The organism is Methylobacterium sp. C33D, assembly GCF_053345825.1.
The window spans coordinates 1-22,861 of record NZ_JBKFAV010000007.1 but is presented as its reverse complement, the minus strand read 5'-3'; the positions used below and the strand labels follow the sequence as shown (position 1 = coordinate 22,861).

23 protein-coding genes are annotated in these 22,861 nt (G+C 72.1%); 9 read left to right on the top strand and 14 right to left on the bottom strand.

Annotation, left to right across the window (positions count from 1 at the left end; all coding sequences use genetic code 11):
* Positions 1-80 precede the first annotated feature (80 nt).
* Both ACLBXO_RS06650 and croR read right to left on the bottom strand, forming a co-directional pair.
* Positions 81-908: a TrmH family RNA methyltransferase gene (locus ACLBXO_RS06650; RefSeq protein ID WP_447684886.1), complete on the bottom strand. Its 828-nt coding sequence runs from the start codon at positions 906-908 to the stop codon at positions 81-83.
* Between the two features lies 1 nt (position 909).
* The gene (croR, locus tag ACLBXO_RS06645; protein ID WP_020090850.1) at positions 910-1,383 is read right to left on the bottom strand and encodes a 3-hydroxybutyryl-CoA dehydratase; all 474 of its coding nucleotides are present in this window, start codon (positions 1,381-1,383) and stop codon (positions 910-912) included.
* Positions 1,384-1,572: 189 nt separating this feature from the next.
* Between croR and ACLBXO_RS06640 the strand changes: the two genes are divergently transcribed.
* The 3 genes from ACLBXO_RS06640 to ACLBXO_RS06630 all read left to right on the top strand — a co-directional run bounded on the left by ACLBXO_RS06640 (position 1,573) and on the right by ACLBXO_RS06630 (position 4,089).
* Entirely contained in the window at positions 1,573-2,178 is a 606-nt protein-coding gene (locus ACLBXO_RS06640) for a cation transporter (protein WP_331315453.1), read from the top strand.
* Positions 2,179-2,211: 33 nt separating this feature from the next.
* Positions 2,212-3,063, top strand: a complete 852-nt coding sequence (locus ACLBXO_RS06635; protein WP_447684885.1) for a metallophosphoesterase — start codon at positions 2,212-2,214, stop codon at positions 3,061-3,063.
* Between the two features lie 141 nt (positions 3,064-3,204).
* A complete protein-coding gene (locus ACLBXO_RS06630; RefSeq protein WP_447684884.1) occupies positions 3,205-4,089 on the top strand; it encodes a transporter in 885 nt (294 codons plus the stop codon).
* A gap of 185 nt (positions 4,090-4,274) precedes the next feature.
* Here ACLBXO_RS06630 and ACLBXO_RS06625 read toward each other — a convergent pair whose 3' ends face one another.
* Entirely contained in the window at positions 4,275-5,720 is a 1,446-nt protein-coding gene (locus tag ACLBXO_RS06625) for a homospermidine synthase (protein WP_427507275.1), read from the bottom strand.
* A 377-nt stretch (positions 5,721-6,097) separates the two neighbouring features.
* Here ACLBXO_RS06625 and ACLBXO_RS06620 point away from each other — a divergent pair, with 377 nt between their 5' ends.
* The 4 genes from ACLBXO_RS06620 to ACLBXO_RS06605 all read left to right on the top strand — a co-directional run bounded on the left by ACLBXO_RS06620 (position 6,098) and on the right by ACLBXO_RS06605 (position 11,082).
* Positions 6,098-6,274 carry a hypothetical protein gene (locus ACLBXO_RS06620; RefSeq protein WP_331315446.1) on the top strand — a complete coding sequence of 59 codons (177 nt, stop codon included), beginning with the start codon at positions 6,098-6,100 and terminating at the stop codon, positions 6,272-6,274.
* A gap of 112 nt (positions 6,275-6,386) precedes the next feature.
* Complete coding sequence (locus ACLBXO_RS06615; RefSeq protein ID WP_331315445.1) at positions 6,387-7,076, top strand: invasion associated locus B family protein; 690 nt, start codon at positions 6,387-6,389, stop codon at positions 7,074-7,076.
* Between the two features lie 137 nt (positions 7,077-7,213).
* Complete coding sequence (locus tag ACLBXO_RS06610) at positions 7,214-10,606, top strand: hypothetical protein (RefSeq protein WP_447684883.1); 3,393 nt, start codon at positions 7,214-7,216, stop codon at positions 10,604-10,606.
* Positions 10,603-11,082, top strand: coding sequence for an AAA family ATPase (locus tag ACLBXO_RS06605; RefSeq protein ID WP_331315440.1), 480 nt, complete (start codon positions 10,603-10,605; stop codon positions 11,080-11,082). Before ACLBXO_RS06610 ends, ACLBXO_RS06605 begins: the two co-directional genes overlap by 4 nt.
* Positions 11,083-11,101: 19 nt before the next feature.
* On the opposite strand, the gene fliP is transcribed toward ACLBXO_RS06605, so the two are convergent.
* The 3 genes from fliP to ACLBXO_RS06590 are packed head-to-tail and all read right to left on the bottom strand — an operon-like array spanning position 11,102 to position 13,459.
* Positions 11,102-11,878, bottom strand: coding sequence for a flagellar type III secretion system pore protein FliP (fliP, locus tag ACLBXO_RS06600; protein ID WP_447685020.1), 777 nt, complete (start codon positions 11,876-11,878; stop codon positions 11,102-11,104).
* Positions 11,879-11,907: 29 nt separating this feature from the next.
* Positions 11,908-12,975 (bottom strand): lysylphosphatidylglycerol synthase domain-containing protein, encoded by a 1,068-nt coding sequence (locus tag ACLBXO_RS06595; protein ID WP_447684882.1) that lies wholly within the window; start codon positions 12,973-12,975, stop codon positions 11,908-11,910.
* Positions 12,976-13,030: 55 nt separating this feature from the next.
* The gene (locus ACLBXO_RS06590; RefSeq protein WP_447684881.1) at positions 13,031-13,459 is read right to left on the bottom strand and encodes a hypothetical protein; all 429 of its coding nucleotides are present in this window, start codon (positions 13,457-13,459) and stop codon (positions 13,031-13,033) included.
* Positions 13,460-13,654: 195 nt separating this feature from the next.
* Between ACLBXO_RS06590 and ACLBXO_RS06585 the strand changes: the two genes are divergently transcribed.
* The gene (locus tag ACLBXO_RS06585; RefSeq protein WP_447684880.1) at positions 13,655-14,965 is read left to right on the top strand and encodes a capsule biosynthesis protein; all 1,311 of its coding nucleotides are present in this window, start codon (positions 13,655-13,657) and stop codon (positions 14,963-14,965) included.
* A 101-nt stretch (positions 14,966-15,066) separates the two neighbouring features.
* Positions 15,067-15,351 (top strand): hypothetical protein, encoded by a 285-nt coding sequence (locus tag ACLBXO_RS06580; RefSeq protein ID WP_273561427.1) that lies wholly within the window; start codon positions 15,067-15,069, stop codon positions 15,349-15,351.
* Between the two features lie 115 nt (positions 15,352-15,466).
* Here the strand turns inward: ACLBXO_RS06580 and flbD are convergent, their stop codons facing one another.
* The 8 genes from flbD to ACLBXO_RS06540 all read right to left on the bottom strand — a co-directional run.
* Positions 15,467-16,828, bottom strand: coding sequence for a sigma-54-dependent transcriptional regulator FlbD (gene flbD / locus ACLBXO_RS06575; protein WP_331315434.1), 1,362 nt, complete (start codon positions 16,826-16,828; stop codon positions 15,467-15,469).
* A gap of 57 nt (positions 16,829-16,885) precedes the next feature.
* A complete protein-coding gene (gene fliN / locus ACLBXO_RS06570; RefSeq protein WP_012321962.1) occupies positions 16,886-17,218 on the bottom strand; it encodes a flagellar motor switch protein FliN in 333 nt (110 codons plus the stop codon).
* 10 nt (positions 17,219-17,228) lie between these two features.
* The gene (locus tag ACLBXO_RS06565; protein WP_331315432.1) at positions 17,229-17,840 is read right to left on the bottom strand and encodes a FliH/SctL family protein; all 612 of its coding nucleotides are present in this window, start codon (positions 17,838-17,840) and stop codon (positions 17,229-17,231) included.
* Positions 17,837-18,895: a flagellar motor switch protein FliG gene (fliG, locus tag ACLBXO_RS06560; RefSeq protein WP_331315430.1), complete on the bottom strand. Its 1,059-nt coding sequence runs from the start codon at positions 18,893-18,895 to the stop codon at positions 17,837-17,839. The genes ACLBXO_RS06565 and fliG overlap by 4 nt, the downstream gene beginning before the upstream one ends.
* Positions 18,896-18,920: 25 nt before the next feature.
* Positions 18,921-20,552, bottom strand: coding sequence for a flagellar basal-body MS-ring/collar protein FliF (gene fliF, locus ACLBXO_RS06555; protein ID WP_447684879.1), 1,632 nt, complete (start codon positions 20,550-20,552; stop codon positions 18,921-18,923).
* Between the two features lie 367 nt (positions 20,553-20,919).
* Positions 20,920-21,195 (bottom strand): CtrA inhibitor SciP, encoded by a 276-nt coding sequence (gene sciP / locus ACLBXO_RS06550; RefSeq protein WP_007569077.1) that lies wholly within the window; start codon positions 21,193-21,195, stop codon positions 20,920-20,922.
* A 91-nt stretch (positions 21,196-21,286) separates the two neighbouring features.
* A complete protein-coding gene (locus tag ACLBXO_RS06545) occupies positions 21,287-21,973 on the bottom strand; it encodes a flagellar hook assembly protein FlgD (RefSeq protein ID WP_331315427.1) in 687 nt (228 codons plus the stop codon).
* A 90-nt stretch (positions 21,974-22,063) separates the two neighbouring features.
* The coding region (locus tag ACLBXO_RS06540) for a flagellar hook-length control protein FliK (RefSeq protein WP_447684878.1) at positions 22,064-22,861 on the bottom strand (798 nt) is incomplete at its 5' end.

Below are 22,861 nucleotides of genomic sequence, written 5' to 3'. Positions count from 1 at the left end.
CCAGTCCCGTTTTTTCGCAGGACGTACCGAGTTCGGAAACCGGCCGGCCGTGCGCCGAAGAGCTTGTCGCCGCGGCGTGTTCACGGCCCGCCGAGGCGCCCTTGGCCGCGGGCGATGGTGTAGAGGGCGATGCCCGCCGCGGTGGCGACATTGAGCGAGTCGAAGCCGGGGGCCATCGGGATCCGGATCGGCCGCGCCCGGGCCAGCGTCGCCGCATCGAGGCCGGGTCCCTCGGTGCCGAGGATCAGCAGTGCCCGCGCCGGGATGGGGAGCATGTCCAGCGTCCCGGTCGCCCCCGGGCTGAAGGCCAGCGGCTGCAGATCGAGGATTTCGGCGAGCCCGAGCCAGTCCTGACCCTCCGGGAGCCGCGCGAAGGGCTGGATCAGGGCGGCTCCCGCCGAGACGCGGATGCTCTTGCGGTAGAGCGGGTCGCAGCTCGCCCCGTCGAGGAGCACGGCGTCGGCCCCGAAAGCCGCCGCGTTGCGGAAGGCGGCGCCGACATTGTCGTGATTGGTCAGGCCGGCCAAGCCGACCACCAGGGCGGGCGCGGGCGGGGGCGGCACGAGGGCGGCCGCGTCGGGATCCGGCCCGCGCAGGCCGACCGCGAGGACCCCGCGGTGGATCGGGAAGCCCGTCACGGCGCTCATCACCGCTTTCGCGGCGCTGAAGACCGGCGGCGGCTCCGGGGAAGCGGCGATATCGGCGGCCAGGCCCGGCCAGCGCTCGGGCGCGAGAAGGATCGATTCGGCGCGGAACCGGCTGCGGCGGCCGAGGAGCAGCCGCAGGGTCACCTCGCCCTCGACGATGAAGCGTCCGCCCCGGCCGACGAGGTCGCGCTCGCGCATCCGGGTGTAGGGCTCGAGGCGGGGGTCGTCCGGGTCGGTGACGGGCTCCGGGGCCGGGGTCACCTCAACCCTGGGAGCGATCGGAGCGGTTCGCCAGCGGGTCGGCCTCGGCCTTGGTCGGCACCTTCACCAGCGCCTCGCCGTCGAGGACCGTCTCACCGCCCACCGAGCACTTGCAGGCGAGGCGCGCGCGCCGCCGCTCGGGCATGAGTTCGGCCACCGTCACGGTGACGTCGACCACGTCGCCGATCCGCACCGGGGCGCGGAAATTCAGGGTCTGGGAGATGTAGACCGCGCCGGGCCCCGGCAGCCGCGTGCCGAGCACCGCCGAGATCAAACCGGCCGTGTAGAGGCCGTGGGCGATGCGGGTGCCGAACGGGGTGCGCGCGGCGAAGTGCTCGGACAGGTGGATCGGGTTGCGGTCGCCGGTGATCTCGGCGAAGCCCACCACGTCCGAGGAGGCGATGGTCTTCGACAGGGTCTCCGACAGGCCGACCTCGAGATCCTCGAAATAGAGCACGCGCAGTTCGGGCAGCATGACGCGGCAGACCTCCGGTTCCGGCCGGTCATAGGTCTCGTGCAGCCGGCTCCGGCAACGGCGTCGCACGATCCCGGCGGCGAATCCACCCGGACAAAGGCGTAACCGCCTCGAACTTTCTTGAGCCGCGGACAGGCTTTTCTCAACAGCCGCTCGACAGGGCCGCGCGCGTCGGCGAAGAGGCGTCCCGTGATCGCCGATGATGCGCCCCGGCCCGCGCCGCCCGCCCTCCGCCCGGTCGTCGCCCGCGTGGCGGCGCTCAACCTCGGCTATTTCGGCATCGAGATCGCGGTGGCGCTCGCCATCGGCTCGGTGGCGCTGATCGCCGACAGCGTCGATTTTCTCGAGGACGCGGCGATCAACCTGCTGATCTTCGCGGGCCTCGGCTGGAGCGCGCGCAACCGCGCCCGCCTCGGCACCGCCATGGCGGGGATCCTGCTCCTGCCGGCCCTGGCGGGCGCCTGGGCGGCCTACGGCAAGATCGCCGACTTCACCGCTCCCGCGGCACTGCCCCTGACGCTGGCGGGGCTCGGGGCGCTCGCCGTGAACCTCACCTGCGCGCTCATGCTCGCCCGGCACCGCTCCGGCTCGGGCAGCCTGACCCGGGCGGCCTACCTCTCGGCGCGCAACGACGCCGTCGCCAACCTAGCGATCATCGCCGCCGGTCTGGTGACGGCCCTCTACCCGTCCCCCTGGCCCGACCTCGTCGTGGCGGCCGGGATCGCGATCCTCAACGCCGACTCGGCCGCCGACATCCTCAAGGCGGCCGCGGCCGAGCGCAGAGCCGCGCGGTAACGGTCCCCGAGCGGCGACACGGCAGCGACCATCATGCGCATCTTCCCCATCTCGGATCTGCACCTGGAGCGGCGCCGCCTCGACCTGATCGCGCCGCCCGCGGCGCCGTTCGACCTGCTCGCCTGCCCGGGCGACCTCCACGAGGGACATCCCGAGCGGGGGCTCGCGGCGCTGCTGCACCTCGCGCAGGGGCGGCCGATCGTGCTGGTGCCGGGCAATCACGAGCGCTACGCGCCGACCGGCGACCGGCGCACCGCGCCGGAGCTTCTCGCCGGTCTCGAGGCCGAGGTCGGCCGCCTCAACGGGCTCGGCGCGCGGATCCACCTGCTCCAGCACGCGCGGAGCTGCGTCATCGACGGCGTCCGCTTCGTCGGCACCACCCTGTGGAGCGACTGGACCCTCGCCGGGCGCTGGCTCGCACCGGACGCGCCGGACCGGCCCGACGATCCGGTGGCCTACGCGGCGGCCCGCATGACCGATCCCGTGACGGGCTCGCGGGAATATCTCGGCGCGATCCGCAAGATGGACGGCAGCCCCTGGCAGCCGGCGGACGCGATGGCGGAGCACCGGATCGAGCGGGCGGCCCTGCACGCGGCGCTCCGGACCCCGCACGACGAACCGACCGTGGTGGTGACTCACCATCCCGCGAGCCCGCTCGCGGCCGACCGGTACCGGGACGCGCCCGGCGTTCCCTGGTGGGTGCCGGCCTTCTACGCCAGCACGGCCCTCGACGACCTGCCGGAATCCCAGCGGCCGGCGCTGTGGATCTCCGGGCATTTCCACGCCGGCCACGACTTGCGTGTCGGCCGGTGCCGCTGGGTCTCGAACCCGGTCGAGGGCGCGACCTATCGTGGGGACTTCGTCGTCGAAGTCGAGGATCAGTGATTTAGTCCCGCCGCGAAGAGATCGGCCCGTCGACTCTGTGCGGTCGCGCACGGCTTGGCCGTAACGGCGGGATGCCGTCGGAGTGAACGGCCGTCAAACCCTGATCGGCCCCGAATGACGGGGCTCAGGTTCGGGGTTCCCATGGCCGGATTTAGCCTGACGTCACGTTGGGTCGCGGCGGCGGCTCTTGCCGGCTCGGCCCCGATCGCCGCCGCGACGACGGCGCGGGCGGCATCCGCGGCGCAGCCGGGACAGACGGTCGGTCTGCCGGTGGGCGACCAGCTGCCGGTCGGCCTGTATTTCGTGAACCTGTCGAGCTTCGGCGTGCGCGGCACCCTCCCGCGCGACTCGTCGACCAACGTCAACCTGCCGACCTTCGCGTGGGCGACGCCCTGGGATGTCGCGGGGGCGCGCCTGCAGGTCTTCTTCACCCAGCCGATCGCGGCGGCGAGCAGCCAGGGGGCGCCCTATCAGAGCGGCGTCGGGCAGCAGCTGCTGGCGGCCCAGCTCGCCTGGGACCTCGGCGGCGATGTCGGCTTCAGCTACCTGTTCGGCGGCTACCTGCCGATCCAGACGCGGTTCCTGACGCAGTCGGCCTCGCTGACCCACCGCTTCGCGCTGAGCTACACCGGCCAGGGCTGGAACCTCACGGCGAACCTGCTCTACGGCGTCTTCCTCGACACGCGCTCGCCCAGCGGCACCCTCTACCCGGACTACATGAACCTCGACCTGACCATGACCAAGAAGTTCGGCTCCTGGCAGATCGGCGCGGTGGCCTTCGGATCGACGGACCTTCCCACCGGCGTGGCGAGCTATCGTCCGCAGGGCCAGATCGCGGTGGGCGGTCTCGTCGGCTACAATTTCGGGCCCGTGAACCTGCAGGCCTACCTCACGCACGACGTGGTCGAGCGCAATTACGGCGGCCGCGAGGTCCGCGGCTGGCTGCGCGCGATCGTGCCGCTGTACCAGGACAAGAACGAGGTCGAGCCGGGCCGCACCCTCGTGACCCGGCGGCAGGCCGAGTAGCCGAGCGGACTGAAACTGTCCGGGCCGGTGTCATCCCAGGCATAGGCCGCGGGGCCGGACGGGGGCGTACGCACGAGCGGGGCCGCCGAGATCGTCGCATCTCGGCGGCCCCATCGCGTCCGCGGGACAGCACCGCCGATACGTCGGCGGATCCGCGCCCCGGCTCGCGGGGCGCGGCAGAGCCTTCAGCCGTGCACGAGCACGTTGCGGAACTGCCAGGGATCGCTGGTGTCGATGTCCTCCGGGAACAGGCCCGGACGGTCGGTGAGCGGCGTCCAGTCCGTGTAAACGCCCACGACCGGGCCGAGATACGGGGTCTGGACCTCCAGGCAGCGGCGGAAGTCCATCTCGTCGGCCTCGACGATGCCGGCCTCCGGGTTCTCCAGGGCCCAGACCATGCCGGCGAGCACCGCCGAGGTGACCTGGAGGCCGGTGGCGTTCTGGTAGGGGGCGACCCGGCGGGTCTCCTCGATGGAGAGCTGCGAGCCGTACCAGTAGGCGTTCTTCGCGTGGCCGTAGACGAGCACGCCGAGCTCGTCGATGCCGTCGACGATCTCGGTCTCGTCGAGGATGTGGTGCTGCTCCTGCACCTGAGCCGCCTTGCCGAACATCTCGTGGAGCGACAGCACGGCGTCGTCGGCCGGGTGGTAGGCGTAGTGGCAGGTCGGCCGGAAGACCGGCTTATCGCCCTCGCGCACCGTGTAGTAGTCGGAGATCGAGATCGCCTCGTTGTGCGTGACGAGGAAGCCGAACTGCGAGCCGGCGGTCGGCACCCAGGTGCGCACCCGCGTGTCGGCGCCCGGCTGCAGCAGGTAGATCGCGCAGCGCGAACCCTTCTCCTGCTCGCGGGCGTTGGCGGGCTTCCAAGTCTCGTGCGTGCCCCAGCCCAGCTCGGCCGGCTGGTTGCCCTCGGAGACGAAGCCCTCGACCGACCACGTGTTGACGAAGACGCCCCGCGGCTTCGGATTCTTGGCGCGCTGCGTGTCCCGCTCGGCGATGTGGACGCCCTTCACGCCCAGATCCTTCATTAGGGCGGCCCACTCGGCCTTGGTCTTCGGCTCGGGCCGCTGCAGGCCGGTGTCCTGGGCGATGTTCAGGAGCGCCTGCTTGACGAACCACGAGACCATGCCGGGATTGGCGCCGCAGCACGACACCGCCGTGGTGCCGCCGGGCTTCTGCGCGCGGGCGTCGAGGATGTTCTCGCGGAGCGCGTAGTTGGTGCGGTCGCCCTGGCTCTTGGTCTTGTCGAAGTAGAAGCCCGGCCAGGGCTCGGCCACGGTGTCGATGTAGAGGGCGCCGAGCTCGCGGCAGAGCTCCATGATGGCGCGCGAGGAGGTGTCGACCGACAGGTTCACGCAGAAGCCCTGGCCGCCGCCCTCGGTGAGGAGCGGGGTGAGCACGTCGCGGTAGTTCTCCGGCGTCAGGGCCACCTTCTCGAAGCGCAGGCCGTGCTTCTCGGCGAGGGGCCGATGGGTGTCGACCGGGTCGATCACCGTGAAGCGGGCGCGGTCGTACTCGAAGTGGCGCTCGATGAGCGGCAGGGTGCCCCGGCCGATCGAGCCGAAGCCGATCATCACGATGGGGCCGGTGATGCGGCCATGGATCGGGTGATGGGTCGGCTGGTCGGTCATGCGGGAGATCCTCGTCTGGCGGACGCCGGGCGCGTCCGCTCATCTGGCTCGCGGGCGGGTTATGGCGCGCGTGTGACAGTGCGGCGACAGACCCGCGCCGCCGGAGCGGTGCCGGTGCGGTCAAGAGCCCGTGTCGCCGGAAACGCGCTCAATGGCGGCTTGCCCGTCGCCGGTCAACCGCGCCCGCGCAACCCTTCGTGAACGGATCCTTACCCGCGCGCGCGTCGAATCATGATTTCAATGCATGTGACCCCCGACAGCTGCTCAGTGGCAGGCTCGGAGCGCAGGGCTCATATTGCGGTGCAGCAAGGTCGCTCAGAGGACCGCAGGCATTGGGGAGCGTGGAAACGCCCGGGACCTCGCATTTGGAGTCCGTCATGCTCGCGCTCATCACATCCCGGATCCCCGGCCCGGCCGTCGAGACCGCCGATCGCGATCCCGGCTTCCTGACCCTCGTCTTCGCGGTCGCCCGCACGCTGCGCAGCGGTGCGGAGAGCGCCTTCGCGCGCCGCTGCGCGCTCGCCCGCTCCATCGGCGGCCCGAACCCGCTCTGAGACGCGCGTGACCTGGAGGCGCCGCCTCCGATGGCCTCTGGCGATTGCGTCGCACCGGCTTGAGCATTAGGCGGCACTGCCGCCCAATGGCTCTCCGGGGGATCGTGATTCCATGCCGACACTTCGTGCGCTTCTGCGTCTCAGCCTGATCGCGACGTCGCTCACGGCGGTCCCGACGCTGGCGGCGCGCGCGCAGGATGCCGAGCCCGAGGCCGCGCCGGCGTCCGAAGCGCCCGCCAAGCCCAAGCCCAAGCCACGGCCGAAGCCGGCTCCCCACAAGGCGACCAAGCCCGCCGAACCTGCGAAGACCGAGGAGGCCGCCGCGCCTGCATCCGCTGCGGCGCACGCCGCGTGGCCCACCGGCGCCAGCACCGTCAGCGAGAGCTACGGCGACTGGACGATGACCTGCACGCGCCCGAGCGACAAGGTCACCTGTATCGTGGCCCAGGCGCAGGGCGATTCGCGGACCGGCCGGCGCAAGTTCGGCTTCGAACTGCAGACGCCCGCGAACGGCCGCGCCGAGGGGATCGTGCTGATGCCCTTCGGCCTCGCCATCGAGCCCGGCGTGACCTTCAAGCTCGACGAGCAGACCCTCGGCAAGGGCGCCCCCTACACGACCTGCAGCGCCGAGGGCTGCATTGTGGCGATCAGCTTCCCGACGCTCGCCCTCGACGGCATGCGCACCGCCAAGGCGCTCACGGTGACCGGCGAGAAGACGGGCGGCACCGAACCGGCGACCATCACGGTGCCGCTGACGGGCTTCTCGCAGGCCTTTGACCGGGCCGTCGCGCTCAGCGGCTGAGCCGCACGGCGACCCGCGGCCTTTTCCGGTTACGGTTAAGCCAGCGTTAGCCGCGGTCGCTCAGGATCCCGCCGAGATGTGGCGCCGCGCGCCGCGGCCCCTCCGGAGCCGCGCGCCGGGTTCGGATCGGCGAGGCGATGAGATCGGTGGGCGGGCGACCCCGGGACGGTCGAGGGCGCGGCGCGCGGCTGCTGACCGCGGCGCTGGCGCTGCTCGCCCTTCTGGCGGGAATCGCGCCCGCGCTGGCCGCGCGGCTCGTCAGCATGAAGGGCAGCGAGGTCGGCACCGGGGCCGGCGGCTACGGCCGGATCGTGCTGACCTTCGACAAGCCGGTCACGGTCAGGACGAAGCTCGCCGGCGGCGTGCTGCTCGTCAGCTACGGCGAGCGGGTCTCGCCCGGGCCCGAGCATCTCGCGGACGAGATGCCGGCCTTCATCGCCAGCGTCCGCCGCGACCCCGACGGCACGGGCCTCCGCCTCGCCCTGCAGCGACCCTACCGGGCCAGCGTGCAGTCGGCCGGCGAGCGCGTGTTCGTCGACCTGCTCCCGGAAGGGTGGTCCGGCCTCGTGCCGCCGCTTCCGCCCGAAGTGGTGGCCGAACTCGCCCGGCGGGCCCGGGTTGCCGAGGAGGCGCTCAAGGCGCGCACACCGGAACCGGTGCGCCGGGCCCTGTCGCTCGAGCTGGCGCTGCTCCCGACCCTGACGCGGCTGTCGCTGCGCCTCCCCGCGGAGGCCGTCTCGATGGTGACCGCGGAGGGTCCCGTGACGCGCGTGCGGGTGATCGGCGCCTGGACCATCGATCCGAGCGGCACCCGCGGCCGTCAGCGACCTGGGATCGCCAAGCTGGCGACGGAGACCGACGCGAACTCGGCGAGCCTCCTGATCACGCCCGAGGACGGGTTCACGATCGGGACCGAGCGCGAGGACGGCGCCATGTACGTGGACGTGGTCCGCCGCAAGCCGCTCGAGCCCGTCGCGGCTACGGTCGACGTGCCCGGTCCCGCCGCGAAGCAGGCCCCGGCGCTGCCTGTCGCGCCGCGCCCGGCTCCGGCCCAGGCCGCAGCCCCGGCCCCGGCGATTGCGCCGCGCCCGCCCGAGTCGCCGCCGACGCGCCGGGCCGGCGGCGGCATGCTCTTCCCGTTCCAGACCCTCCCGCCGGCGGTTCTGTTCGAGCGCGGCGGCATCGCGACGCTCGCCTTCGAGACCGCCGAGCCGGTCGTCGTCCCGCCGTCGAGCGAGGGCCTCGCGCCGACCGGCGCGCCCACTCGGACGGGTCCGCTCACGGTCGTGCGGTTCCCGGTGCCGCCCGGCCGGCTCGTCGACCTCAATGCCGTCACGACCGGGTCCGGCGTGGCCTGGGAACTCTCGGCGGGCGATACGTTGAGCCCGAGCGACACGATCGATCCCGTCCGCAAGCCCGACCCGTCCGGCCGCATCGCCGTCACCCTGTCGCTGCCCCATCCCGGATCGACGACGTGGCTTTCCCTCGACGACGAGCGGATCGCGGTGGTCCCCTCGGCCGCGCAGCGCCCCGTCGGCAATCCGAAGAACCGTCGCTTCGTCGATTTCGAGATCCTGCCGAGCCGGCACGGCCTCGCTGTGCTCGCCGGCGCCGACGATCTGGCGGTGCGGCCCGAACTCGACGGCGTCTCGATCGGCCGAGAGGGCGGTCTCGCGGCGTCGATGGCGGCGCGCAAGCCGGACGTCGTGCTGACCGACGCGGGGGCCCTCGCGATCGAGAGGGAGTCCTGGGAGCGCGCCAGGATGGGGAATGTCCGCACGGCCCTCCGAGGCCTCTTCGACGCCGCCGTCGCGGCACCGCCGTCGGAGCGCGGGCCGGCCCGTCTGGCGCTGGCGCGCGCGGATCTGGCCAACGGCCTCGATTACGAGGCCCTCACCGCGCTCGAGATCGCGGCCGCCGACGATCCGCTCCTGGCCACCCAGCGCGAGACCGCGCTCCTGCGGGGCATCGCCCTGGTGCGGATCGGCCGAAACGCCGAGGCGCTGAAGGCGCTCAGCGTCCCGCTCCTGGTCGACGACCGCGAGGCCGCTCTGTGGCGCGCGATGGCCTCGGCCGGGGCCGGCGACTGGAAGAGCGCGGAGTCCGGCTTCCTCAAGGTGCTGCCGCTGGCCAACGGCTATCCCGCGGACGTCGCGCAGCTGATCCGGGCCCGGGCCGCCGAATCGGCGATCGAGAACGGCGATGCCGAGACCGCCGCCGCGCGCGCCGAGGCGGAGCGCGATGTGCCACCCTGGATCCGCGACCGGCTGGCCATGGTCCGCGCCCGCGTGGCGGAGGCGACCGGCCAGACCGAGGCGGCCCTAGACGCCTATGCCCGCCTCGACAATTCGGCCGTGCGCCCGGTCTCGGTCGAGGCCGCCCTGAGAGGGGCGCTGCTGGCGCAGGCCTCGGGCAAGCTCGCTCCCGACGCCGCCATCGAGCGGCTGGAACGGCTCGCCCTGACTTGGCACGGCGGTCCGACCGAGGATGGCATCACCGCCGGTCTCGCCCGCCTCTATCTCGCCGCCGGCCGGTGGCGCGACGCCTTCACGGTGGTGCGCCGGGCCAACGTCTTCGCGCCCAACGCCCCCGCTACGGCGGCCCTGTCGCGGGACGCGCAGACGGCCTTCGAGAACCTCTACCTCACCGACAAGGGCAACAAGCTCTCCGGGGTCGAGGCCGTGGCGCTCTTCTTCGATTTCCGCGAGCTGAGCCCGATCGGGCGGCGCGGCGACGAGGTGGTGCGCCGCCTGGCCGACCGCCTCGTGACCCTCGACCTCCTCGATTCGGCCGCCGACCTGCTGCAGTACCAGATCGAGAATCGCCTCACCGGCCCGGCGCGATCCGCGGTGGCGGCGCGGCTCGCGACGGTCCGGCTGATGGACGACAAGCCGATGGAGGCCCTGAAGGTCCTCGACGCCACCGAGCTGCCCGAGCTTCCCGGCGAGCTCAAGCGCGCCCGTGGGCTGATCCGCGCCAGGGCCCTGTCCGACCTGACCCGCACCGACCTCGCGCTGGAGACGATCGAGGACGAGAGCGGGCCGGATATCGAGCGTCTGCGCGCCGACATCTACTGGGGGGCGCGCCGCTGGCGCGAGGCCGGGGAGGCCCACGAGGGGCTGCTCGGCGCGACGTGGCAGTCCGGTCAGCCCCTCGACGATCAGGCGCGCGCCGACGTCGTGCGCGCCGCGATCGCCTACGATCTCGCGCACGAGGCCATCGGCCTGGAGCGGCTGAAGGCGAAATTCTCGGAGGGGATGGCGGCGAGCCCGGATGCCCGCACCTTCGCGCTCCTGACCGGCACCGACCCGACCCGGGCACCGGGCTTCCGGGACATCGCGGCGCGCGCCACGAAGGTCCAGACGCTGTCGGCCTTCCTCGCCGAGTATCGCAAGCGGTACCCGGATGCCGCTGCGCCCGCGCGCGGCCGACCCGAGGCACCGGGTGCGGGCGGCGAGGCGCCCGCACCCGGTGCCCAGGGCGGACAGCAGCAGAGCAGCGCCGAGACACCCGGCGCGCCGCCCGGGTGAGCGCGGTGGTCGTCATCGACCCGGACGCCCTCCTCGAGACCGAGCGCGGCCGCGTCTGGACGCCCGAACGGAACGCCGAGGCGTGGCGGCTGGCCCTCGCGGCGCTGCGCGCGGCGCTCGCCGCGGGCTCGGTCGAGCGGCTCGTGGTTGTGTGCGGGCTGCAGGGGGCCGGCAAGTCCACCTGGATAGCGCGGCAGCGGCCCCGGCTCGGCCGCGTCTACTTCGATGCCGCCTTGCCCGGCCAGCGGCACCGTGCGCCGATCCTCGCCATCGCGCGAGCCTGCGGCGTCGCCGCGGAAGCGGTCTGGATTCGCGCGCCGCTCGCGGTCGCCCTGGAGCGAAACCGGCGGCGCGCTGCCGACCGACAAGTTCCCGAAGAGAGCATCCGCTCCGTCGACCGCCTGTTCGAGCCGCCGTCGCGCGCGGAGGGCTTCGCGGCGGTCCGGACCGTCGACGCGACGTCCCGCGCCGGCTGACGGCCCGGCACGGCTGCCGTCAGCCGCCGTAGCTCTGGACCAGGGAGCCGGCGACCAGGGTCCAGCCGTCGACCAGCACGAAGAAGATCAGCTTGAACGGCAGCGCGACCGTGGCCGGCGGGACCATCATCATGCCGACGGCCATCAGCACCGACGCGACCACGAGGTCGATGATCAGGAACGGGATGAACAGCAGGAAGCCGATCTCGAAGGCGCGGCGCAGCTCCGAGATCATGAAGGCGGGTGTCACGATCTCCAGGCCGACATCCTCGGGCCCTTTCGGCGTCGGCACCTTGGCGAGGTCGAGGAACAGTTTCAGGTCCTTCTCGCGCACGTTGCGCAGCATGAAGGTCTTGAACGGCGCCGAGGCACGCTCGAACGCCTGCGCCTGCGTGATCCGGCCGGCGATCAGCGGCTCGATGCCGGCGCTGTAGGCGGCGCGGCCGGTCGGGGCCATCACGAAGGCGGTCAGGAACAGCGCGAGGCTGACCAGCACCGCTGTCGGCGGCGCGGTCTGGGTGCCCAGCGCCGACCGCAGGATCGACAGCACCACGACGATGCGGGTGAAGGCCGTGGCCATCACCAGCACCGAGGGGGCCACCGCCAGGACGGTGATCAGCGCCACGAGCTGGAGGGCGCGCTCGGTGGTGCCGCCGGCACCGAGATCGAGGGTGACGCTCTGCGCGAGGGCCGGACCGGCGGCGAGCACTCCGCCGGCCAGCGCGCCCAGGGCGGCGAGCGCGACGAGCGCCACCGGCCGCAGGCGCGGCGTCGGGACCTTGCGCGTCCGGCGCATCGGGCGTGTCGGCACGGGGAGGTCTCGGGTCACGGACGGTCGCAGCTGGGTGTGGCCGGGCGGACGCCGGCGCGGCGGGCCTCGAGGTTCTGCCAGACGAGCAGGGCCGGCAGGCCGAGCACCACGTCGGGCACGCGGCGCGCCAGCGACAGGGCGAGGGCGGTCCCCGCGTCGATGCCGAACAGGCCGCAGACCAGCACGAGCCCGCCCTCCTGGACGCCGAGTCCGCTCGGAACGAGGAACGCGGCGGCCTTGATCGCCTGGCTCAGCGCCTCGATCACCAGGATGTCGGCCAGGCCGACATGGTCCACGCCGATGCACGCCAGGACGACAGCGACCTCGGCCGTTCCGAGCAGCCAGGCCAGGGCGTGGAGGGCGAAGGACTGGGCGAGATGGCCCCGGCGGTCCGGCGCCCACACCGTGTCCAGGGCCCCCTGGATCCGGCGGTTCGGCTCGGGGCGCGCCTCGGCCTCGCGCACGAACCGCCGGCCGAGGGCGGCGAGGCGGTCCTCGAGCACCCGCACGACGCCGGTCCGCTGCAGGGCGAAGAACGCCGCCACCACCAGCCCGGCCACGACGAGGGTCCGCAGCGTCCAGCTGGCGAGCGCGGCCGCCTCGGCGCCGTCGACCCGGCTCAGGAGGCCCGCGCCGAGCCCGGCGAACAGGGCGAGCGTTCCGACCTGAAACAGCATGTCGGCCAGCACGGAGGCGGCCGCGAGGGAGCCGGCGACACCCCAGAAGGTCAGGAGGCGGGCCCCCAGGACGTCGCCACCCACCGAGGCCACGGGCAGCAGCACGTTGATGCCTTCGCGGACGAAGCGCAGGATCAGGCAGGCCGAAGCCGTCCCGGGCGCCAGCCCGTCGAGGATGCGCGCCCAGGCGAGGCCGCAGAGCAGGATCACCGCGACCCGCACCAGCGTGACGCCGGCAAAGCCCGCGACGCCGATCCGCCCGAAGGCCGCGGCCACCGCCGCCAGATCGTTGGTGGCCACGAGCCAGACGGCGAGGCCGAGGCCGATCAGGGTGCCGAACAGCGGCAGGCGACGCAGCACGGCGTGGGCCGCCCGCCGCTTCCGGGAAACAGGCTCGCCGGTCACGGTGTGCGGGCCTCGCGTCGAGAGGCGGGCAAGAGCGCGCTCCAGGTTGTGCCGGTCAGCGAACCGGCGGCGATTCGTCGGGTGGTATCGCCGCTAGAGAGGTATTGGGGCCGAATTCGGGGATTGCCCGACGCGGGAGGACGGGATTGAGCACCGCGGCGAGCGCCTCGGCGGGCTCGGCGGCGGGATCGAGCAGGACGACCCGGCCCTCGGCCAGGCTCGTGCCGGTGGCGACCGCCACGGCGCGCTTCGGGCAGGGACCGAGGCAGCCCGATTCCACCACGAGGAGCTTCCGCCTGCGCCCGGCTCCCTCGTCGCCGGCCGCCCGCTTCCCGGCCTTCTTCAGCAGCGCGCGGAGATCCCGCCCGCGCAGGCCCTGCCGCTTGGCGCATTTGGAGCAGACGACGACGATCTCGGAGAGCTTGGTCTTGGCCGTGCGGCCGGCCGGACGGCCATCCGGGGCCGTGACACGCGGTTCTGTCATCATCCAGAGACTGTAGGACGCGATACCGGTCCCGGGCTACGGCGCCCGTCGCCGCGGTGCAGCAGCCGCGGGATGACCCGGACCGGGCGCCATAAAAAGGGCCTAAAAGAACGGGATTCCGGTAGCCGCGCACGGGCCGCCCCTCGGCCGGCGCCGCGGCAGCGGAACCGGCGCAGACCCAGGAACAATGAGCGGATGAGCTTCGACGACGTCAAGGACGACACGCGCGAAGGCGAGATCGTGACGTTCGCCGCCCCGACCATGACGGAGCTGCGGCGGGGCGCGGAGACGATCCGGCCTGTGCCGGAGAAGCGGACCGCGCGGGCCCTCGTGGCCACGGCGCGGCAGCGCCTGGACTGGACCCGTCTGCCGGGCCTGCGCCCCCGCGAGGAGGACACCTCCACCTACGGCGCGCGGATCATCCGCCGCGTCAGCCTCTTCGTGCTCCTGCCCACCCTCGTGGTCGGGCTCTATCTGTTCGCGTTCGCGTCCAACCAGTACGTCGCGGAAGCCCAGTTCGCGGTCCGCGGCAACGTCGAGCCGATGGAGAACATCTCGCTCGGCCAGTACACGAACCTGATTCAGAAGCACAACAGCCAGGACAGCTTCATCGTCCGCGACTACATCAACAGTCAGACGCTGGTCGAGGCGCTCGAGAAGAGTATCGGCATCTCCAAGATGTTCTCCCGGTCCGAGGCGGATTTCTGGACGCGCTTCGATCCCAGTGATCCGATCGAGGACCTGACCAAGTACTGGCGCAAGCACGTCGATGCACATATCGACTCGATCTCGGGCGTGATCCGCCTGTCCGTGCGCGCCTTCACGCCCGAGGACGCCCTGACCATCGCGCAGGCGGTGGTGTCGCGCTCCGAGGCGCTGATCAACGACATCTCGAAGCGCGCGCAGGCCGACATGGTCGCCCAGGCCGAGGCCGACGCGAAGGTCGCCCAGGACCGGTTGCGCAAGGCGCACGTGGCGCTGCAGGCGTTCCGCAATCAGTGGGGCGTGATCGATCCGATCAAGACCGCCGAGGGGACGCTGACCACGCTGACCCTCCTGCGCAAGGACAAGCTGAAGGCCGAGAACGACCTGCAGGTCCTGCGCGGCTCCAGTCTCGACGAGCGCTCGCGCTCGATCCAGACGCTGGTGGCTAACATCGCGGCGATCGACCAGCAGATGAAGTCGCTCCAGGACGAGCTGACGAGCGCCAACGCCGCCGCCGGCGGCCAGAACATGACCGAGGCGCTGCTCCAGTACGAGGGTCTGCTGGTCGAGCGGACGATCGCCGAGAAGCTCGAGGAATCGGCCCACTCTCTGCTCGACCGCGCGCGCATCTCGGCCAGCAAGCAGCACATCTTCCTCGCCACCTTCGTGCCGCCTGTCCTGCCGACCGACAGCCTCTATCCGGAGCGGGGCCACTCGCTCTTGGTCTCCTTCTTCTGCTTCCTGGTGATCTGGAGCTCGTCGTCGCTGCTGATCGCCGGCATCCGCGACCAGAGGATGTAGCGGCGACCGCAGCCCGGGATCTGGATCCCGGGCTGCGCGGTCTGTAGAGGGAGGCGGCCCGGAGAGCCGGGCGCCCCTGGATGAGCGAAGTCTAACGGTCCATGTCGGATTTCTCCGATCTCGTCGCGAAGGCGATCCAGCCGACGATGACCCGTGAGGAGCGCGAGGCGGTCTACACGGTCGTGCGGCAGGCCGTGCTCCGGCTGCAGGAGCGGGAGGCGTTCCCGCCGGACGATCCGCGGGTCGCCCTCCAGCGCCACCTCGTCGAGGAGACGATCCGCGACGTCGAGGGCGACGTCGCGCGCTACGAGTCCCTGCGCAAGCTCGACGCGGCCTTCGCGGCCCAGGCCGAAGCCCACAAGGCGGCTCAGAGCGGGCGGCGGTAGGCCGGCGCGCCCGCGCTCCCCCTCACGGCACGGGTGCGCCCGATCCTCCCGACCCGTGACGTTGGACATCGGCGCCCGGCACGGAGGCGCCGAGGCCGCTGCGCGGATGCGCGCGTCAGCCGCAGGCGACGCTCGCCCGGACGCTGCCCGGCTCGGCCACGTCGAGGCCCGCAGAGACATACTCGTTGAGCTTGTTGCGCAGGGTCCGGATCGAGATGCCGAGGATCTTGGCCGCGTGCGTCCGGTTCCCGAGGCAATGGTCCAGCGTGTCGAGGATCAGGTCGCACTCGACCTGCGCCACGGTCCGGCCCACCAGCCCGCGGGTTGCGGCCTCGGCGACCTGCGCGGCGCGCGCGGCCGGTCCCTCGGCCGCGAAGGTCTCGCCCTCGGGTGAGAGGATCGCCTCCGGGCCGATCGCGTCGCCGGAGGCGAGCAGCACCGCCCGGTGCAGCGTGTTCTCCAACTCGCGCACGTTGCCGCGCCACGGATTCCGCAGCACGAGTGCCCGGGCCTCCGCGGAGAGCGGGCGGACAGGCATGCCGTTCACCGCGGCGTATTTCCGGCCGAAGTGGGTGGCGAGTTCGAGGATGTCGGCCGGGCGCTCGCGCAGCGGCGGCAGCCGCAGGCCGACGACGTTGAGCCGGTAGAGCAGGTCCTCGCGGAACGTCCCCTTGCGGACCTCCTCGGCGAGGTTGCGGTTCGAGGTGGCGAGCACGCGGATGTCGACCCGCACCGGGGCCGTCCCGCCGACCCGGTCGATCACCCGCTCCTGCAACGCCCGCAGCAGCTTGGCCTGCAGGCGCACGTCCATCTCGGAGATCTCGTCGAGGAGCAGCGTGCCGCCGTTGGCCTCCTCGAACCGGCCGATGCGCCGGGCGACCGCGCCGGTGAACGCGCCCTTCTCGTGGCCGAACAGCTCGGATTCGAGCAGGGCCTCGGGGATCGCCGCGCAGTTCACCGAAACGAACGGCTTGCCCGCCCGGTTGGACTTCTGATGGACGTGCCGGGCCAGCACCTCCTTGCCGGTCCCGCTCTCGCCGGTGATCAGCACCGAGGCCTCGGAGCGGGCGACCTGCTCGGCGAGCTTGACCACCCGCTCCATCGACGGGTCGCGCCAGACGAAGGCGGCACGGTCGGTGGCGACCGCTTCCAGCACGGCCGCGATCATCTCGGGATCGGGCGGGAGCGGGATGTACTCCTTGGCGCCGGCCCGGATCGCCGCCACGGCGGCCGAGGCGTCCGCCGAGACGCCGCAGGCGACCACCGGCGTGCGGATCCGCTCCTCTTCCAGAGCGGTGACGAGGTCGCGGATCGGCAGACCCACGTCGATCATGATGAGATCGGCGCCCCGCGCGCGCAGGACGGTGAGGCCCTGCGGCACGGCGTCGGCCTGCGTGACGGCGGCGCCGCGCTGCATGGCGATCTTCGAGGCGGTGATCAGCTCGCCGTTGAGCCGCCCGATCATCAGGAGCCGCATGGTTCGTCCCTCTCAAAACCCGGGCGCGGACAGCCCCCCGGCGTCCGCGCCGAACAATCACTCACCCTTGACGATCTCGGTCATCGTCACGCCGAGCCGGTCCTCGACGAGCACGACCTCGCCGCGGGCGACCAGCCGGTTGTTGACGAACACGTCGATCGCCTCACCGACCTTCCGGTCGAGCTCGAGCACCGCGCCCGGCGCGAGCCGGAGAAGGTCGCCGATCGGCATCCGGGCGGAGCCCAGCACCGCCGAGACCATCACGGGCACGTCGAAGAGCTGCTCCAGGTCGGCCGCCGTCTTCGGGGTGGTGGGCGCGTCGCGGATCGAGCCCGCCGCGTAGTCGGTGTCGTGCTCGCCGAGCTGGGGCAGGCTGAAATCGTCGGACATCAGGATCTCCTCACGGGTCCGTCGGCAGGCCGAGGGCGTCGAGAACCGCGGCCTCGATGCGGGCGCGTTCCCGCACGATGCCACCGTCCGCCCACTCGATGCGGGCGTCGCCCGCCGCCATGTCGGGGTCGCCCAGCACCACGAGCCGGCCCTCGTAGCCGCGCTCGCGCGCGAGGCGCTTCACCAGGGTCTCGGCGTCCTCGACGAGGCTGTCATGCACCCGCACCACCAAGTGCGGCACGCCGCGCAGGTGCTGGAGCGCCGTCCGGGCCGCCTCGCCGATACCGGCGAGCGGGGCGGCGTCGAGGGCGTCGCCCGCGACCTTGCGGGCGATCAGCATCGCCACCTCGACGGCCTGCGCCTCGCGCTCGGCGTCGCGCGCGTCGGCCTGGGCGATCAGGCCCGCGGCGGCCAGCGCCAGTCGGGTCATGGCATCGGCGAGCCGGCCCTGAACCTGCGCCTCGGCCTGGACGCGGCCCTCCTGCACGCCGCGGGCATGGGCCTCGGCCTCGGCGCGGGCCGCGGTCTCGGCGGCGCGCACAGCCTCGGCGCTGGGGCGGGCGCTGCGGAAGTCGGTCTCGAACAGGAACGGCTTCGCGCTCCGGGCGGATTGGGCGCTCAATAGACCAGCTCCTCCTCGGCGCTATTCTTGGCGATCATGATCTCGCCCTTCTCGGCGAGGTCCTTGGCGATCTCGGTCATCTTGGCCTGCGCCTCGTCCACCTCCTTGAGGCGGACCGGCCCGAGCGAGGACATCTCGTCCGTGAGGTTCTTGGCCGCGCGGGTCGACATCTGCCTCAGGAAGAAGCCGCGGGTCGGCTCGTTGGCGCCCTTGAGCGCGCGGCACAGGGTCTCGTTGTCGATGCTGCGCAGAAGGGTCTGGACGCTGCCCGGATCGAGCTTCAGCAGATCCTCGAAGGTGAACATCAGCTCCCGGATCCGCTTGGCCGAGCCGCGGTTCGCCTGGTCGAGGGCGGCGAGGAAGCGGCCCTCCGTCTGCCGGTCGAACGCGTTGAACACGTCGGCCATCATCTCGTGCGCGTCGCGGCGCTGGGTCTGGGCGATGGTCGACACGAACTCGACCCGCAGCGTCTCCTCGATGTGGCGCAGCGCCTCCTTCTGCACCGTCTCCATGCGCAGCATGCGGTTGAGGCAGTCGATGGCGAAATCCTCCGGGAGGATGGTCAGCACCTTGGCGGCGTAGTCGGCCCGCACCCGCGACAGCACCACCGCCACGGTCTGCGGGTACTCGTTGCGCAGGAACGACGCGAGGATCTCCGGGTCGACCTGGGCGATCGAGGCCCAGACGCGCTTGCCCGACGCGCCCTTGATCTCCGCCATGATCAGGGAGACCTGGTCGCTCGGGAAGATCTTGAGGAGCAGCGCCTCGGTCCGCTCGAAGTTCGACGAGATGCCGCCGCTGTTGCCGAGCTTCGTCACGAACTCGATGATCAGCTTCTCGACGGTCTGCGCCTCCAGCGTGCCGAGCTGGACCATCGCGGCGCTGACCTTCTTGATCTCCTCCTCTTCGAGCGCCTGCCAGATCGGCGCGCCTTCCTCCTCACCGAGCATCAGCAGGAGCGCGGCGGCGCGCTGCGGGCCGGGCATCGTCGCGAACGAGTCGCCGCCCGCCGTCGCCAGCGTGTTCGCCAGAGCCTGTCCCGCACCTGCCGCCATCGTGTTGCCCTCGACGCCCTACGCTTCACTCTTCCTGGATCCAGGTGCGCAGCACCTCGACGGTCTCGGACGGGCTCGCCCGGACCATGTCGACCACGCGCTGGACCGTCTCGGCCTGGACCTGGCCGTTGATCTTGGCGAACTCCATCAACCGCGCGGTCGGGCTGTCGCGGTCGATGACCGTCACGGTCCCGCCCGGACCCGCGACGACGGAGGCGTCGCCGGGGATCGCCATCCCCGACGCGGTCAGGGCCGGGGCATCCGGCACCGGCGCGAGCACCTGGCGCACCAGGGGACGGACCACCGTGAGCAGGACGATGAGGGTCAGCAGCGCCAGGACGGCGAGCTCGGCCATGCGCAGCACGTCCTCCTTGGTGGGGGCGAGCAGCGACTCGATCAGCGTCGGCTCGTTGAACTGCGGCACGCTCGGCGCTTCCGCGAAGCGCAGGTTCACCACCTCGATCTGGTCGCCGCGGGCCTTGTCGAAGCCGACCGCGCCGCGCACCAGGGCGGTGATCCGCTCGATCTCGGCGGGCGTGCGCGGGCTGTAGGTCTGCTTGCCGTCGGGCGCCGCGGCGTAGACGCCGTCGAGCACCACGGCGACCGACAGGCGCTTGATCCGGCCGCCCTCCGCGATCTCGGTCTTGGTGACCCGGGAGATCTCGTAGTTCGTGGTCTCCTCGTTCTTGTTGGTCGCGTCCTTGGGCGTCGGCGCCTTGTCGCCGCCATTGGCGCCCGGCAGCTCGTTACCGACGCTGACCTGCCCCTCGGCATTGCCGGTGACCGCCGATTCGGTGCGGGTCTGGGCGGAGCGCACGACGCGGCTCTCGGGATCGAACGTCTCGGAGCGGCTCTCGACCCGGTTCAGGTCGAGTTCCGCGTTGACCTGGACGCGGGCCCGGCCCGGGCCGACGATGCCGGCGACGACGTCCTCGATCTGGCCGCGCAGGCGCCGCTCGAGGGCGACCTGCCGGTCCTCGAAGCCGCTGGCGACGTCGGTCGCGGCGTCCCGGGCGCCGTCCGCCAGCAGCCGGCCGCGCTCGTCGACGATCGAGATCCGCTCGGGCTTGAGACCCTCCACCGCGGAGGCCACGAGATGGCGGATCGCCCGGACCTGCCCGGCGTCGAGATCGCCCATCAGCTTCAGCACGATCGCCGCGCTCGGGTTCTCCCGGTCCCGCTCGAAAAGGCGGCGCTCCGGCAGGACGAGGTGGACACGGGCCGCCTGCACCCGGCCGATCGCCCGGATGGAGCGCGCCAGCTCGCCCTCCAGGGCGCGCAGGTGGTTCACGTTCTGAACGAAGTTGGTGGACGAGAACGCGTCGCCCTTGTCGAAGATCTCGTAGCCGACGCCGCCCTGGGTCGGCAGCCCCTTGCCGGCGAGGTCCATGCGCAGCTTGGCGAGGTCCGGGCGCGGGGCCAGGATCGTCTGCCCGGCATCGCCCCGCGTCTCGTAGCGGATGCCGCGGCTGTCCAGCTCCCGGACCACGGAGGCCGAGTCCTGCATCGACAGGTCGGAGAACAGCACGCCCATATCGGGGCGCGAGACCCGCAGGATGATGAAGGCGAAGAAGCCGATGAGCGTCAGCGTCACCGCCGCCATGGCGGCGATCCGGGCCGGTCCGAACTTCGTGACGAGATCGAGAACCGGCTTCACGGGAGGATTCGCTGCACTCTAACGCTGGCGGGCCCCGGCGGCCCGCTCGGCAGAAATTGCCCAGGTCGTGGTTAGCGGGTCGTTAATGCGGGTCTCCGGCGGGCTCGAATGCGTCCCCGGAACGGCACGAAGCCGCGCCCGGGCTGCGGACGCGGCTTCGTGGATCCTCGGATTCGACCGGGCCAGCCCCTCGGCGCCGTCTCAGGTCGTCGCGGCGGGCGTGAGGCCTTCGCGTCGGTCCGGGTCCGCGGAGCGGCGCCCTCGACCAGAGCCGCCGGCGCGCCGGGTCCCGGCACCCGCGGTCTCGACATGTCCCGGGATCGCCCGCGGCGCCCCGGGACCCTGGCGCCCGGCGGGGCGCCGAGGTTCAGTGACGGTAATGCTGGATCCGGGTCGTCCGCAGGCCGGCGAGGCCGTGCTGGTCGATGGAGAACTGCCAGCTCAGGAATTCCTCGGTGGTCAGCGTGTAGCGCTTGCACGCCTCCTCCAGGCTGAGGAGGCCGCCGCGCACCGCGGCCACGACCTCGGCCTTGCGCCGGATCACCCAGCGACGGGTGCTCGGGGGCGGAAGATCCGCGATCGTCAGGGGGCTGCCGTCGGGCCCGATCACGTACTTCACTCTCGGGCGGCTCGGTTCGGTCATGATACGCTCTACACTCGACTGACCTGTCGAGCATTGAAGGTACTTGTGCCCGCTTAAGAGATGTTGAAGCGAGTCACTCGGATGTGATTCGTTAAGTGCCACTTGTGGACAACCCGATGGTCTGCACGCTGGACAGCGGCACCCGCTGCGAACCGATCACAAGCACCGGCGACGTTCCGCTGAGATCGACCTCGTCGACGGTGCCCGTGAGGCTCGTGTCGACCGAAACGCTCGAGCCGGTTGCATCGGTGGCCGCCACCTTGATCGAGTAGTTCCCGTCGGGCGCGGTCAGGCCGGCCGAGGTCTTCCCGTTCCACGTGTAGGTCTGGCTGCCGGCACTGAGCGCGGTGGTCTGTGTCGCCACGACGTTGCTCTTCGAATCCAGGACCGTGATCACCGCCTTCGTAGCGGCCCGGGCCGGGTTCAGCGTCCAGGAGGCGGAGCCGCCGGACAGCTGCGACGCGCTGCCGTCCGCCGACACGGTTTTCCCGATGTAGCTCGTGGCCGAGGCCGAGCTCGCCGATTGCGAGGCGCTCAGGATGCTGTCGAGGCGGTCGTTGGTCTTGAGCTGCTGCTCGACGCCGGCGAACTGGACCAGCTGCTGCGTGAACTGGTTGGTATCCATCGGGTCGAGGGGGTTCTGGTTCTTGAGCTGCGTGGTCAGCAGCGTCAGGAACTGCGTGAAGTTGCTGGCGATCTCGGTGGCGTTGCCGCTGCTGCTCGTCGACGTGCCCGTCGTGTTCGTGGTGCTGGTTAGGCTGGATATGCCGCTCGTCATACTGATCTCTCCCGTGTCGCGTCCTGGCGCGGGGGCCGGATGCGCGCTGTGTCGGTGTCCGTGTCGGTCCGCGATGCCGGTGCCGCCCGCCTAGATTCTCATGTCCACACCGCCGTAGCCGCGCAGGTAGCGGATCGGGGCGACCTCCTGCGGGACTTCCGCCTGCTCGCGGGACCAGCCCGCGCCGCCCCCGCGCGGGGAATCGCCCGGTTGACCACCGTTGCCGCCGCTCTGGGCGCTGCCGTCGCCCCGCAGCGACAGGTTGATGCCGCCGGCCGACGGATCGAAACCGGCCTGGGACAGCGCCTGCTGCAGCTGTCCGGAATCGCGCTGCAGCAGCGCGAGCGTCTCGGGCCGGTCGACCACGAGGTGGGTCATGACGCGGCCGTGCGCCTTGTCGATCTCCAGCTTGACGTCGATGCGCCCGAGTTCGGCCGGATCGAGCCGGATCTGGAACTCGTTGGATCCGCGCAGGGACCGCAGGCCGATGGTCATCGGCACTTGGCCGATCGGGATGGGCGGATCGGTCTGGACCGGCGCGGTGGCCTGGGTCGGCGCGGCGGTTTCCTGGGTGGCACCGGTCGTACCCGCGGCCTGGCCGGGCGGTACGGGCGGCGTCGCGGCCCCCTGCGTCGCCGGCATCGCCTGGAGCTGGCCCGCGCCCTGGCCCGCATCGGTGAGGGCGGTGAGGAAGTCCTGGGCCGCCGCGTCGCCCGCCGCGCCGCCGGCGCCGCTCGTCGGGCCGTCGACCGGGACGCTGCTCGCCCCGACCTTGCCGGGTTCGTGACCGGCGCCGGCCGACGCCGTGGCGGGGCCGGCGATGCCCGAGACGGCAATGCCCGAGACGCTGCCGCCCGCGCGGCCGCCGCCCTGCGCGCCCGCGCCGGG

Bases quoted from the DNA above. Each gene is read 5' to 3' on its own strand.
- sciP (WP_007569077.1), bottom strand. From the start codon at position 21,195: ATGACCGAACCGAGCCGCCCGAGAGTGAAGTACGTGATCGGGCCCGAC.
- ACLBXO_RS06620 (WP_331315446.1), top strand. From the start codon at position 6,098: ATGCTCGCGCTCATCACATCCCGGATCCCCGGCCCGGCCGTCGAGACC.
- fliG (WP_331315430.1), bottom strand. From the start codon at position 18,895: ATGGCGGCAGGTGCGGGACAGGCTCTGGCGAACACGCTGGCGACGGCG.
- ACLBXO_RS06615 (WP_331315445.1), top strand. From the start codon at position 6,387: ATGCCGACACTTCGTGCGCTTCTGCGTCTCAGCCTGATCGCGACGTCG.
- ACLBXO_RS06580 (WP_273561427.1), top strand. From the start codon at position 15,067: ATGTCGGATTTCTCCGATCTCGTCGCGAAGGCGATCCAGCCGACGATG.
- fliP (WP_447685020.1), bottom strand. From the start codon at position 11,878: ATGCGCCGGACGCGCAAGGTCCCGACGCCGCGCCTGCGGCCGGTGGCG.
- ACLBXO_RS06545 (WP_331315427.1), bottom strand. From the start codon at position 21,973: ATGACGAGCGGCATATCCAGCCTAACCAGCACCACGAACACGACGGGC.
- ACLBXO_RS06585 (WP_447684880.1), top strand. From the start codon at position 13,655: ATGAGCTTCGACGACGTCAAGGACGACACGCGCGAAGGCGAGATCGTG.
- fliN (WP_012321962.1), bottom strand. From the start codon at position 17,218: ATGTCCGACGATTTCAGCCTGCCCCAGCTCGGCGAGCACGACACCGAC.
- croR (WP_020090850.1), bottom strand. From the start codon at position 1,383: ATGCTGCCCGAACTGCGCGTGCTCTATTTCGAGGATCTCGAGGTCGGC.
- ACLBXO_RS06590 (WP_447684881.1), bottom strand. From the start codon at position 13,459: ATGACAGAACCGCGTGTCACGGCCCCGGATGGCCGTCCGGCCGGCCGC.
- ACLBXO_RS06610 (WP_447684883.1), top strand. From the start codon at position 7,214: ATGAGATCGGTGGGCGGGCGACCCCGGGACGGTCGAGGGCGCGGCGCG.
- flbD (WP_331315434.1), bottom strand. From the start codon at position 16,828: ATGCGGCTCCTGATGATCGGGCGGCTCAACGGCGAGCTGATCACCGCC.
- ACLBXO_RS06625 (WP_427507275.1), bottom strand. From the start codon at position 5,720: ATGACCGACCAGCCGACCCATCACCCGATCCATGGCCGCATCACCGGC.
- ACLBXO_RS06635 (WP_447684885.1), top strand. From the start codon at position 2,212: ATGCGCATCTTCCCCATCTCGGATCTGCACCTGGAGCGGCGCCGCCTC.
- ACLBXO_RS06630 (WP_447684884.1), top strand. From the start codon at position 3,205: ATGGCCGGATTTAGCCTGACGTCACGTTGGGTCGCGGCGGCGGCTCTT.